12 protein-coding genes are annotated in these 12,729 nt (G+C 69.3%); 11 read left to right on the forward strand and 1 reads right to left on the reverse strand.

The genetic code is table 11. The features are described from left to right. Positions 1-20: 20 nt before the first annotated feature. The 10 genes from ACEXQC_RS14215 to dapF all read left to right on the forward strand — a co-directional run bounded on the left by ACEXQC_RS14215 (position 21) and on the right by dapF (position 10,435). Entirely contained in the window at positions 21-2,939 is a 2,919-nt protein-coding gene (locus ACEXQC_RS14215; RefSeq protein WP_374823544.1) for an FtsK/SpoIIIE family DNA translocase, read from the forward strand. A 3-nt stretch (positions 2,940-2,942) separates the two neighbouring features. Beyond that, the gene (pgsA, locus tag ACEXQC_RS14220; protein ID WP_374823547.1) at positions 2,943-3,572 is read left to right on the forward strand and encodes a CDP-diacylglycerol--glycerol-3-phosphate 3-phosphatidyltransferase; all 630 of its coding nucleotides are present in this window, start codon (positions 2,943-2,945) and stop codon (positions 3,570-3,572) included. After that, positions 3,569-4,105: a CinA family protein gene (locus ACEXQC_RS14225; protein WP_374823550.1), complete on the forward strand. Its 537-nt coding sequence runs from the start codon at positions 3,569-3,571 to the stop codon at positions 4,103-4,105. Before pgsA ends, ACEXQC_RS14225 begins: the two co-directional genes overlap by 4 nt. A 175-nt stretch (positions 4,106-4,280) precedes the next feature. Continuing rightward, entirely contained in the window at positions 4,281-4,589 is a 309-nt protein-coding gene (locus tag ACEXQC_RS14230; protein ID WP_374823553.1) for a helix-turn-helix domain-containing protein, read from the forward strand. A 13-nt stretch (positions 4,590-4,602) separates the two neighbouring features. Beyond that, entirely contained in the window at positions 4,603-4,830 is a 228-nt protein-coding gene (locus ACEXQC_RS14235; protein WP_374823556.1) for a DUF3046 domain-containing protein, read from the forward strand. Between the two features lie 319 nt (positions 4,831-5,149). Continuing rightward, positions 5,150-6,253, forward strand: a complete 1,104-nt coding sequence (recA, locus tag ACEXQC_RS14240) for a recombinase RecA (protein WP_374823559.1) — start codon at positions 5,150-5,152, stop codon at positions 6,251-6,253. 3 nt (positions 6,254-6,256) lie between these two features. Next, positions 6,257-6,931, forward strand: coding sequence for a regulatory protein RecX (locus tag ACEXQC_RS14245; RefSeq protein ID WP_374823562.1), 675 nt, complete (start codon positions 6,257-6,259; stop codon positions 6,929-6,931). A gap of 38 nt (positions 6,932-6,969) precedes the next feature. Further along, positions 6,970-8,613 (forward strand): tRNA (N6-isopentenyl adenosine(37)-C2)-methylthiotransferase MiaB, encoded by a 1,644-nt coding sequence (gene miaB, locus ACEXQC_RS14250; RefSeq protein ID WP_374823565.1) that lies wholly within the window; start codon positions 6,970-6,972, stop codon positions 8,611-8,613. Positions 8,614-8,619: 6 nt separating this feature from the next. Continuing rightward, positions 8,620-9,549 (forward strand): tRNA (adenosine(37)-N6)-dimethylallyltransferase MiaA, encoded by a 930-nt coding sequence (gene miaA, locus ACEXQC_RS14255; protein WP_374823568.1) that lies wholly within the window; start codon positions 8,620-8,622, stop codon positions 9,547-9,549. Positions 9,550-9,553: 4 nt separating this feature from the next. After that, positions 9,554-10,435 (forward strand): diaminopimelate epimerase, encoded by an 882-nt coding sequence (gene dapF / locus ACEXQC_RS14260; protein ID WP_374823570.1) that lies wholly within the window; start codon positions 9,554-9,556, stop codon positions 10,433-10,435. Between the two features lie 36 nt (positions 10,436-10,471). On the opposite strand, the gene ACEXQC_RS14265 is transcribed toward dapF, so the two are convergent. Then, positions 10,472-11,077, reverse strand: a complete 606-nt coding sequence (locus tag ACEXQC_RS14265) for a class I SAM-dependent methyltransferase (RefSeq protein WP_374823573.1) — start codon at positions 11,075-11,077, stop codon at positions 10,472-10,474. 40 nt (positions 11,078-11,117) lie between these two features. Here ACEXQC_RS14265 and hflX point away from each other — a divergent pair, with 40 nt between their 5' ends. Continuing rightward, entirely contained in the window at positions 11,118-12,671 is a 1,554-nt protein-coding gene (gene hflX / locus ACEXQC_RS14270) for a GTPase HflX (protein ID WP_374823669.1), read from the forward strand. The last annotated feature ends 58 nt before the right edge of the window (positions 12,672-12,729 follow it).

Consider the following 12,729-nt stretch of genomic DNA (forward strand, 5'->3'; position numbering starts at 1 on the left):
GCCGCGGGTAGCGTGATCGCATGGCCACGAGTAGTAAGTCGACGCCCCGCGCGCGAGCGTCATCGGCGCGCGGGACGGCCGCCCCCAGCACCCGCAAGACCCCCACCCGCACGGCCGCTCAGAAGACGGTGAAGTACCCCGTGGTGAGCGAGGAGCAGGGCCCCGGCGTCATCACGCGGGCCTGGCTCGGCCTCGCGCACGTGGTCGGCGGCGCCGCTCGTGCCTTCGGGCCCGAGAAGCTCGCCAAAGACGAGCGACGCGACGGACTGCCGTTCCTATTCTTCCTCCTGGCCGCCTCCGGCGCCCTCGTGGAGTGGTTCCTGGCCTCCAACGCCGTCGCCGACTCCATCAGCGCCTGGACCTTCGGCGGCCTCTTCGGCCGCGTCTCCTACGCGCTGCCCGTCATCATGCTGCTGCTCGCGCTCTGGCTGTTCCGCCATCCGGCCTCCGTCAACGACAACGGCCGCATCGGCATCGGCCTCTCCGTCTTCCTCGTCACGGTCGCCGGTCTCTGCCACACCTTCAGCGGTGCCCCGGACCCCTCGGCCGGCATCGAGGAGCTCGCCGTGGCCGGCGGCATCGTGGGCTGGCTCGTGGCAGCCCCGCTCATGGCGCTCATCACCCCCATCGGCACCGCCATCGTGCTCTCGTTCTTCGGCGTGCTCTCGCTCTTCATCATCACGAAGACCCCGCCGAACAGGATCGGCCGGCGCCTCCGCGAGCTCTACGCCTACCTCTTCGGCGCTCCCGCGCCCGAGGAGGAGGAGCCCAGGCTCACCAAGGCCGAGAAGGCCGCAGCGGCCAAGGCTGCCAAGTCCTCCTCCGACGCCCCCACGGGTGCCGTGGACGGCCAGCTCGACTTCGAGGCCGACCGCCGAGGCGACGACGCCCTCCCGTGGTGGCGCCGCAACTCGAGCCAGCGCGAAGAGGATCCGGAGTTCGACACCCCGTCGCTCGCCCCCCGCATCGAGGATCGCACTCCTCCCGCCGAGGAGGGCGCGTTCGCGAGCGCGGCCGAGCTCGTCGACCCGGCCGCCGAGCCCGCTCCCGACAGCACCGAGGCCTTCGGCAACGGGCTGCTCCACGACCTCGAGGCGGCCGAGCAGGCCATCAAGCGGATCACGGGCGAGGTGCTCCCCGGCCGCAAGCAGACCACGGGGCTGCTCGACGACGAGGGCACCGAGGCGCTCCAGGCCTTCGCGACCCCGATCCCGGATGCGCCGCTCCAGCTCGACCTCACGGGAACGGGCGAGGTCGCCGGCCTGCAGCCCCCCGCTGCCGCCGCCTCCGAGGCGAACTACCGGCTCCCCTCGGTCTCGCACCTCTCCACGGGCGAGCCGTCGAAGGCCCGTTCCGCCGCGAACGACGACATCGTCGCCTCCATCACCGACGTGCTCAAGCAGTTCTCGGTCGACGCGGCCGTCACGGGCTTCTCGCGCGGCCCCACCGTCACGCGCTACGAGATCGAGCTCGGCCCGGGCGTGAAGGTCGAGCGCGTCACGGCGCTCTCGAAGAACCTCGCCTACGCCGTCGCCTCCAACGAGGTCCGCATCCTGTCGCCCATCCCGGGCCGCAGCGCGATCGGCATCGAGATCCCCAACACCGATCGCGAGACCGTGTCTCTCGGCGACGTGCTGCGGTCGCAGAAGGCCATGAACGACCCGCACCCCATGACCATCGGCGTGGGCAAGGACGTCGAGGGCAAGTTCGTGCTCGCCAACCTCGCCAAGATGCCCCACCTCCTGGTGGCGGGCTCCACGGGCTCCGGCAAGTCGAGCTTCATCAACTCCATGGTCACGAGTGTGCTCATGCGCGCAAAGCCGAGCGAGGTGCGCATGGTGCTCATCGACCCCAAGCGCGTCGAGCTCACCGCGTACCAGGGTGTTCCGCACCTCATCACCCCCATCATCACCAACCCCAAGAAGGCGGCCGAGGCGCTGTCGTGGGTGGTGAAGGAGATGGACATGAGGTACGACGACCTCGAGAGCTTCGGCTTCCGTCACATCGACGACTTCAACCGCGCCGTCATCAACGACGAGATCGTGCTCCCGCCCGCGAGCCAGCGCGTGCTCAAGCCCTACCCCTACCTTCTCGTGGTGGTCGACGAGCTCGCCGACCTCATGATGGTCGCCCCGCGCGACGTCGAGGACTCGATCGTGCGCATCACCCAGCTCGCGCGCGCCTCGGGCATCCACCTCGTGCTCGCCACGCAGCGACCCTCGGTCGACGTCGTGACGGGCCTCATCAAGGCCAACGTGCCCTCGCGCCTCGCCTTCGCGGTCACGAGCGTCACCGACTCGCGCGTCATCCTCGATCAGCCGGGCGCCGACAAGCTCATCGGCCAGGGCGACGCCCTGTTCCTGCCCATGGGATCGTCGAAGTCGATCCGTGTGCAGGGCGCCTGGGTGCCCGAGAGCGAGATCGCCAAGGTCGTCGAGCACGTCACGCGCCAGGCCCGACCCGAGTACCGCGACGACGTGGCGGTGACGGCCGAGAAGAAGAACATCGACTCCGACATCGGAGACGACCTCGAGGTGCTGCTGCAGGCCGCCGAGCTCGTGGTGAACACGCAGTTCGGTTCCACGTCGATGCTGCAGCGCAAGCTCAAGGTGGGCTTCGCGAAGGCGGGGCGCCTCATGGATCTGCTCGAGTCGCGCGAGATCGTCGGCCCATCGGAGGGCTCGAAGGCGCGCGACGTGCTCGTGACCGCCGAGCAGCTGCCCGAGGTGCTCGCCATGCTGCGCGGTGGCGGTGCCACGTCGGGCGCTTCGGCCCCGTCCTCGGCTTCCTCTTCGGCTTCTGCGCCGCCAGCCCCCACGTATGCCGCGCCGCCGGCGGAGGCCCTCGCCAACCCGTTCCCGACCGAGTCACTCGACCAGTACCCTGAAGTGGACGGCGATTCCGACGAGGACGCCTGGGGTCTGACCGGCAGGGAGTAGCGCGTGACGAGCACCGACCACGGCGGCGCGGTGTCGAAGCCGAGCAACTGGAACCTGCCGAACGGCATCACGATCGCCCGCATCCTGCTCGCCCCGATCTTCTTCGCCATGCTGCTCATCGATGGCAGCGGCCCTGACGGCAGCACGGGCGGCTGGCTCCGCTGGGCCGCCGCGGTGCTCTTCATCCTCGCCATCGCCACCGATGGCATCGACGGCCACATCGCCCGCAGCCGCAACCAGGTGACCGATCTCGGCAAGCTGCTCGATCCGATCGCCGACAAGGTGCTCACGGGTGCCGCCCTCATCGGTCTGTCCATCCTCGCGGAGCTGCCCTGGTGGGTCACGATCGTCATCCTCGTGCGCGAGATCGGCATCACGGTGTGGCGCTTCGTGCAGCTCTCCGACCGGGTCATCCCCGCATCACGCGGCGGCAAGCTAAAAACCCTCATGCAGTCGATCGCGATCTCGCTGGCGCTGCTGCCGTTCCCGAGCCTGCTCGGCGAGTGGATGAACTGGGTCAACGGCGTGTTCATGACGATCGCGGTCGTGCTCACGGTGCTCACCGGCCTCGACTACCTCATCCAGGCCAGACGGCTCAACCGCCGACCGGCCGGCCGCCCCGGCACCGCGTGACCGACGACGCAGGCCAGACGGGCGACGCGGATCAGGCGGGCGACGCAGGCGAGAGCCGCCGGGTCGCCGAGCGCATCATCGCCAAGCTCACCGCCTCGCACACGACGATCGCCGTGGCGGAGTCGCTCACGGGCGGCCTCCTCACCTCGGCCCTCGTCGACGTGCCCGGCGCCTCGGCGGTGCTGCACGGGGGAGTGGTCACCTACGACACGGCCCTCAAGCACAGCATGCTGGGTGTCGACGCCGTGGTGCTGGCCGCGCACGGCGCCGTGCATCCGGATGTGGCCCTGCAGATGGCCGTGGGGGTGCGCTCCGCTCTGGCGGTGCGCGGCGAGAACGCCCAGATCGGGCTGTCGACCACGGGTGTGGCCGGCCCCGATCCGCAGGACGGCCAGGAGCCGGGCACGGTCTTCATCGGCTTGGCCATCGGGCACGAGGTGCGCTACCTGCCGCTCACGCTCGAGGGGGATCGGGACGCCGTGCGACGCGAGTCCGTCACCCGCGCGCTGCAGTTCCTCGAGGGTTTCCTGTGAACTGCGCCCGCGTCGTCGTGCAGGGAATGCACCGCGTTTCGATCTCGTTACATCTGAAGTCATTCACAAGAAGTGTCCAGTCCCCGTCGTTTAGAGTTTCTGCTACGAACCTTCGGTTGATACCGCGGTTCGAGTGCCACTCGACAGACCGTGACGGAAATGCAAGGAGGGTCCAATGATTTTAGTTCGTCAGGAGATCGGCGACGTGCTTCGGGACTTCCGCCTGCAGAAGGGCCGTACCCTTCGTCAGGTCGCCAGCAAGGCGAGTGTCGCACTCGGCTACCTCAGTGAGGTGGAGCGGGGCCAGAAAGAGGCCTCGAGCGAGATCCTCGCCTCGGTGGCAGAAGCCCTCGACACGCCCATCTCGGTCATCATGCGCGAGGTCGGTGACCGCCTCGCGATCGTCGAGGGCATCGACCCCATCCCCGACACCGTTCCGGACGAGTTCGTCGCCGACTTCGACGCCGACCTCGTCACCCGCTGAGCGCAGCGGTCAGGTGAGACTGAGCGAGTTCCGCACGGCGATCTCCGACGAGTTCGGTGACGCCTACGGGCAGGTCGTCACGCGAGACCTCGTGCTCGTCGATCTCGCGGACCAGACCGCGGAGCAGGCGCTCCGTTCCGGTTCGGCTCCGCGCGACGTCTGGCTGGCCGTCTGCCGAGCGGCGGACGTGCCCTCCCAGAGGTGGCACGGCGCTGGGCTCCCCGCTCAGCCCCGTGGCTAGCCCACCCGATCATCCGAAAGGCCCCCGGTTCACGCCGGGGGCCTTTTCGCATTCCTCGAAGATCGGATGCGACACGCCGCGTTTGTATCGAACATACCTTCGTATGCGCGTAGGCTCCTGCACAGCGGGAGTGGCAGTGACGCTTCTCCACAGAACGGCTGCAGCCCGACCCGGTGTCGGTGGTGCTGTCTACCGTGGGGATCGTTCGAATCACTCCCGTGACGCCTTGTCGTTGTCGGCCGGAAAGCTCGGACGCACATGACAGCCTGTGGGCACACCATCGCCGCCGAGAGGCCGCACACACCAGAAGGAGATCGAGATGCCGTCAGAAGCAAATCGTGAGAAAGCACTCGAGACCGCGCTCGCCCAGATCGACCGTCAGTTCGGCAAGGGGTCGGTCATGCGCCTCGGCAGCGACGACAGGGCACCCGTCGAGGTCATCGCCACCGGTTCCATCGCTCTGGATGTCGCCCTCGGCATAGGTGGGCTCCCGCGCGGCCGCATCGTCGAGATCTACGGCCCGGAGTCGTCGGGTAAGACCACGCTCACGCTGCACGCCATCGCCAACGCCCAGCGGGCCGGCGGCATCGCGGCGTTCATCGACGCGGAGCACGCGCTCGACCCCGAGTACGCCAAGAAGCTCGGTGTCGACATCGACTCCCTCCTGGTCTCGCAGCCCGACACGGGTGAGCAGGCACTCGAGATCGCCGACATGCTCGTGCGCTCGGGCTCGATCGACCTCATCGTGATCGACTCGGTGGCAGCTCTCGTGCCCCGTGCCGAGATCGAGGGCGAGATGGGCGACTCGCACGTGGGTCTGCAGGCGCGCCTCATGTCGCAGGCGCTCCGCAAGCTCACCGGTGGCCTCAGCCAGACCAACACCACCATGATCTTCATCAACCAGCTGCGCGAGAAGATCGGTGTGTTCTTCGGCAGCCCCGAGACCACCGCGGGTGGCAAGGCGCTCAAGTTCTACGCCTCCGTGCGGCTCGACATCCGTCGTATCGAGACCCTCAAGGAGGGCACCGACGCCGTGGGCAACCGCACGCGCGTGAAGGTCGTGAAGAACAAGATGGCTCCGCCCTTCAAGCAGGCCGAGTTCGACATCCTCTACGGCATAGGCATCTCCCGCGAGGGCAGCCTCATCGACTTCGGTGTGGAGCACGAGATCGTGCGCAAGTCCGGTGCCTGGTACACCTACGACGGAGACCAGCTCGGCCAGGGCAAGGAGAACTCGCGTCGGTTCCTCACCGAGAACCCCGACATCGCGCTCGAGATCGAGAACAAGATCCTCGCCAAGCTCGGAGTCGGCGAAGCCGGTGCGGCGGCTCTCAAGGCCGCTGATCTGGCTGCGGCCGCTGCTGTCGCGGCGGGCAACGTCGACTCGATCCAGCCCAAGATCGCCTCGCGGAAGGGCGCCTAGCGCGTGAACGACATCGTCAGTCTCGATTCGGTGCGCCGAGGGCGGCAGCGCTCCTCGGCGGCCGGATCGGCTGCCGAGGTCACCCACCCCGTCTTCGGGCGCCGGTCGCCCTCTCTGCCGCCCGTGCAGTCGTTCCCCGTGGTCGAGTCGGCGGAGCCGGTGGAGCTCGAGCCGCCGCAGAGCGATGAGGAGCGGCTCGCCGACGTGAGCGACACGGTCGTGCGCGCGCTCGGCCGTCGCCAGCTCTCCGCGGGCGAGACCCACGACCTGCTCGTGGCTCAGGGGGCCACCTCCGACGAGGCCGACGTGCTCGTGGCCAAGTACGAGGAGTTCGGTTACCTCAACGACTTCGCGCTGGCCGAATCTCTCGTCGAGCGTCTGAGCGAGCGCAACCACAAGAGCCGCGCGGTCATCTCGCGGGAGCTCGCGGCGCGCAAGATCCCCTCCGAGATGGTCACCGAGGCGCTCTCCCGGCTCGACGACGACCACGAGTTCGACCTGGCGCACGAGGCGGCCATGAAGCGCATCGGTCAGCTGGCGTCGTACGACGACACCACGGCCGAGCGTCGTCTCGTGGCCTTCCTCACCCGCCGCGGTTTCGGCTCCGGTGTGGTGCGCGAGGTCACGCGGCAGGCCATGGCCACCCGCAAGTCGGCGAGCGGCCCCCGCTTCCGCTGACCTGGTGGCCGTCCGGCAGTTCGTAGACTGGGTGGATCATGAGCACAGTGAGCGAAGCCCCCACGGTGATCGTGCCGTCCACGGCGGCACGGGAGACCTCGGGGCGCGTGCGCACCTACGAGGTGCGCACCTTCGGGTGCCAGATGAACGTGCACGACTCCGAGCGGTTGAGCGGATCGCTCGAGGCGGCCGGGTACGTACCCGCCGAGGGTGTCGAGGCCGACGTGGTCGTCATCAACACCTGCGCGGTGCGCGAGAACGCCGACAACAAGCTCTACGGCAACCTCGGCCAGCTCGCGTCGATCAAGCGCAAGCACGAGGGCATGCAGATCGCCGTGGGCGGCTGCCTCGCGCAGAAGGACAAGAACGTCATCCTCGAGAAGGCGCCGTGGGTCGACGTGGTGTTCGGCACCCACAACATGGGGGCTCTGCCTCGACTGCTCGAACGCGCCCGCCACAACGACGCCGCGGAGATCGAGATCCTCGAATCGCTCGAGACCTTCCCGTCGACCCTGCCCACCAAGCGCGACTCGACCTACAGCGGCTGGGTCTCCATCTCGGTCGGCTGCAACAACACGTGCACGTTCTGCATCGTTCCGGCGCTCCGCGGCAAGGAGAAGGACCGCCGCCCCGGCGAGGTGCTCGGAGAGATCCACTCCCTCGTCGACGACGGGGCCATCGAGGTCACGCTCCTCGGTCAGAACGTCAACTCCTACGGCGTCGAGTTCGGTGACCGCTTCGCGTTCGGCAAGCTGCTGCGCGCGGCCGGGCAGATAGAGGGTCTCGAGCGCATCCGCTTCACGAGCCCGCATCCCGCGGCGTTCACCGACGATGTGATCGACGCGATGGCCGAGACGCCCGCCGTCATGCCGCAGCTGCACATGCCGCTGCAGTCCGGCTCCGATCGCATCCTCCGGGCCATGAAGCGCTCCTACCGTTCGGCGAAGTTCCTCGGCATCCTCGACCGGGTGCGCGCCAGGATCCCGCACGCGGCGATCTCGACCGACATCATCGTGGGCTTCCCCGGTGAGACGGAAGAGGACTTCCTCGAGACACTGCGAGTGGTGGAGCAGGCGCGGTTCGCCTCGGCCTTCACCTTCCAGTACTCGGTCCGTCCGGGCACCCCCGCGGCCACGCTGCCCGACCAGGTTCCGCGTGCGGTGGTGCAGGAGCGCTACGAGCGCCTGGCCGCGCTGCAGGACAGGATCTCGCTCGAGGAGAACCGCGGCCTCATCGGCCGCCGGGTCGAGCTCGTCGTGGCCAACGGAGAGGGGCGCAAAGACAGTGCCACCCACCGCTTGAGCGGTCGCGCGGAGGACAGCCGGCTCGTGCACTTCGAACTGCCGGAGGGGTCGCCCCGCCCGCGCCCCGGCGACGTCGTCTCGGTGGTCATCACGCAGGCCGCACCCTTCCACCTCATCGCCGACAGCGACGGCTCGCCGCTCGCCGTGCGCCCGACGAGGGCCGGAGATGCGTGGGACAGGTCGGAGGCCGAGTCCTGTGGCGTGCCGAGCCCGGCGGCAGGCGCTACCAGCACGCCCGGCAAGGTCGGCCCCGTCTCGCTGGGCCTGCCGACGCTGCGCATGGGCCCACCCGTGGCCGCGGCCCCGGCAAGTGTGGCAGCCGCACCCACGGTGTCCACGGTGCCCATCTACAGTCCCACCGACGATCTCCGCGGGTAGCGGGCGGTGAGCACCGAGCCACCCGCCCTCCTCGCGGTGGTCGGCGCCACGGGAACGGGCAAGTCCGATCTCTCGCTCGACCTCGCCGAGCGACTCGTCGCGGGCGGTCGACCGGCGGAAGTCGTGAACGCCGACGCGATGCAGCTCTACCGCGGCATGGACATCGGCACGGCCAAGCTCCCCGTGGCGGAGCGCCGCGGCATCCCGCACCACCAGCTCGATGTGCTCGACGTGACCGACGACGCCTCGGTCGCCGCCTTCCAGCGCGAGGCCAGGCGCGACATCGACGACATCATCGCTCGTGGGGACACAGCCATCCTCGTGGGCGGCTCCGGACTCTACGTCTCGTCGGTGCTCTACGACTTCAGCTTCCCGGCGCGCGACGAGACCGTGCGTGCGCGACTGGAGGCGGAGCTCGAGGAGTCGAGCCCGCGGGTGCTCTACGACCGGCTCAAGGCCATCGATCCCGAGGCCGCCGCGTCGATCGGCCAGCACAACGGCCGGCGCATCGTGCGAGCCCTCGAGGTCGTGGAGCTCACGGGCAAGCCCCTGAGCGGCACCCTCCCCGAGCAGCCCGTGCCGTGGCGGCCCGCCACCGTGCTGCGGCTCGGCATCCCGCGTGAGCAGCTCGTGCCCCGCCTCGACGCCCGGGTCGAGCGCATGTGGGCGGCCGGCCTCGTGGGGGAGGTCGCCGAGCTCGCCGAGCACGGGCTCCGCTCGGGCACCACCGCGGCGAGGGCCATCGGCTACGCCCAGGCCCTCGCCGAGCTCGACGGTGCGGCCACCACCGCCGAGGCGATCGCCGAGGCGCAAGCGCTCACGCGTCGCTACGCGCGCCGCCAGGTGGGGTGGTTCAAGCGCTACACCGGCACCATCGACGTCGATCCGCTCGAAGCGGACAGCGTGTCGGCCGCTCTCGAGGCCGTCCTAGACTGAATCCATGCCAGCCGATCTGCACTTCACCAAGGGCCAGGGCACGGGGAACGACTTCGTGCTCTTCACCGACCCCGAGGGCGAGATCGACCTCGATCCGAGCCAGGTGGCCGCCATCTGCGACCGCCACTTCGGCGTGGGCGCCGACGGAGTGCTGCGCGCCGTGCGCTCGGCGAACCTCGAGGCGGGCGCCGCGGCCCTCGCCGAGGATCCGGCGGCGGAGTGGTTCATGGACTACCGCAACGGCGACGGGTCGATCGCCGAGATGTGCGGCAACGGCATCCGCGTGTTCGCGCGCTACCTCATCGACAACGGGTTGGCCACGCTCGAGCAGGGCGAGACCATGGTCATCGGCACCCGCAGCGGCGTGCGCGACCTGCAGCGCAACGCCCTCGGCTACCAGGTCGATCTCGGGCGCTGGCGCCTCGAGAGCGGTGAGACCCTCGTGCGGGCCAAGAACCTCCAGGTGGCGCGTCCCGGCCTCGGCATCAACGTGGGCAACCCCCACGTGGTGGTCGCCCTCGCCGACGACGCCGAGCTCGACGAGGCCGACCTCAGCTACATCCCGCACCTCGAGCCCTCACCGGTCGACGGCGCGAACGTGGAGTTCGTGGTGCCGAGCGATCCGCTCGTGCGCGACGGCGTCGGCCACATCCGCATGCGTGTGCACGAGCGCGGCAGCGGCGAGACCCTCTCGTGCGGCACGGGGGCAGCGGCAGCCGCCCTGGCCACGCGGCACTGGGCGGGCGCGGGCGCGCCGAACCAGTGGCGCGTCACGGTGCCGGGCGGAGTGGTGGGTGTGCGCATGTTCCCCACCGAAGACGGCGAGCACGTGGCTCTCTCGGGGCCGGCCGAGCTCGTCTACGAGGGCGACCTCTCGTTGGCGTGACGCCGCTGATGCGCACGGCTCCCGGGCTTCACCGGCTCAGGCGCTGACCACCCGCAGCATCCTGAAGGTCTTGACCGACACGGCGCGCGACACCGCGAACGCCGGGAACTCCGCTTCGAGCCAGCGCTGCAGCGAGTCCGACCCCAGGTGCTTCTGCACCACGAGCCACGCCTCCGAGTCGGGGTGGAGGCGGGGGATCCAGTGCCGCAGCATGCCGTGCAGCACCTCCTTTCCCACCCGGATCGGCGGATTCGACCAGATCGCGGCGAATCGCACCTCCTCGGGAACATCCCCGGGTCGACAGGCGTTGATGTTCTCGAGACCCATCATGTGAAAATTCCGCCGCACCAGATCCAGAGCACGTTCGTTGACGTCCACCGCCCACACCGTGGCGCGCGGTGACTCCAGCGCGAGCGTCAGCGCGATCGGTCCCCATCCGCAGCCGAGATCGAGCAGATCGCCCGTCTCGGGAGGCGTGGGCACGTTCGCCAGCAGCACCTGGGTGCCGGTGTCGATGTGGTCGGGGCTGAAGATCTTCGACGACGTGGCGACCCGGTAGGGAGAACCCGCGAGGGTGACGTCGATCTCACGGAGCTCGAGCTCTCCGGCAGGTCGTGCCGAGAAGTAGTGCTCGCCATCCATAGAGGGAATCTAGCAAACAAGGAGACTAGTCTTGACCGCAATGTCAGACCACCAGACCACTGAGAACACCGATCACTCCTCCACCGAGGCCGACGACGCCGTCAGCCGTGTGCTCGCGAGCGCCGAGAAGCGCTCCTCCGGATACTCGCTCTTCGAGCAGGCCGGAGCGCAGGCGCTCCAGCGCCCCGAGACCACCGGTCAGGGGCCTGCGGGCTCCGGCTACGACGGCGACCAGTTCGATCGTGAGGACCGCCAGTCGCTGCGCCGCGTCGGCGGGCTCTCCACCGAGCTCGAAGACGTCACCGAGGTGGAGTACCGACAGCTCAGGCTCGAGAACGTCGTCATCATCGGCGTCTACTCGCAGGGCACCCTCGGCGACGCCGAGAACTCCCTGCGCGAGCTCGCAGCCCTCGCCGAGACGGCGGGCGCCGTGGTGCTCGACGGGCTGCTCCAGCGCCGTGCGCACCCCGACCCCAGCACCTACTTCGGCAAGGGCAAGGCCGAGGAGCTCAGGGCCGTCGTGCAGTCGCTCGGCGCCGACACCGTGATCGCCGACACCGAGCTGGCCCCGAGCCAGCGGCGTGCGCTCGAAGACGTGGTGAAGGTCAAGGTGATCGACCGCACGGCCGTGATCCTCGACATCTTCAGCCAGCACGCCAAGAGCCGCGAGGGCAAGGCCCAGGTGGAGCTCGCCCAGCTCGAGTACCTCCTGCCGCGACTGCGCGGCTGGGGTGACTCGATGTCGCGCCAGGCCGGTGGCCAGGTGGGCGGGGCGGGAGCCGGAATGGGATCCCGTGGCCCCGGTGAGACCAAGATCGAGCTCGATCGCCGCCGCATCCACACGCGGATGGCGAAGCTGCGCAAGCAGATCAAGGAAATGAAGCCGGCTCGGGATGCGAAGCGGGCCAACCGCAAGCGCAACGCCGTGCCGTCGGTCGCGATCGCGGGCTACACCAACGCCGGCAAGTCGTCGCTGCTGAACCGCATCACGAGCGCGGGCGTGCTGGTCGAGAACTCGCTCTTCGCCACCCTGGACGCGACGGTGCGCAAGAACGCGACGGGAGACGGCCGGCCGTACACGATCGCCGACACCGTCGGCTTCGTGCGCGCCCTGCCCCACCAGCTGGTCGAGGCCTTCCGGTCGACGCTCGAGGAGGTGGCCGACTCGGATGTCGTGGTGCACGTCGTCGACGGATCCCACCCGGATCCGGCGAGCCAGATCGCCACGGTGCGCGACGTCATGGGTGAGGCGGGGGCCAGGGGCATCCCGGAGATCGTGGTCTTCAACAAGAGCGACCTCGTGCCGGACGACGACCGGCTCGTGCTCCGCGGTCTCGAGCCGACGGCGATCTTCGTGTCGGCCCGCACGGGCGAGGGCATCGCCGAGCTGCTCGCGGCGATCGACGAGATCCTGCCGCGGCCCAGTGTGGAGGTCGACCTGCTCGTGCCCTACGAGCGCGGCGACCTCGTGACGCTCCTGCACGAGAAGAACACCGTGCTGAGCACCGAGTACGAGGAGTCGGGCACCCACGTGCGCGCCCTCGTCAACCCGGAGTTCGAAGACCGCCTCACCGAGTTCTCCGTACCCCGCTGAGCCCGCCTGAGTAATTCAACAACGCGAACGTCGCGGCATCCAAGCCCTCATGGGGTCC

The sequence above is a fragment of the Herbiconiux liukaitaii genome, from assembly GCF_041927495.1.
In the GTDB taxonomy this organism is placed as follows: Bacteria; Actinomycetota; Actinomycetes; order Actinomycetales; family Microbacteriaceae; genus Herbiconiux; species Herbiconiux liukaitaii.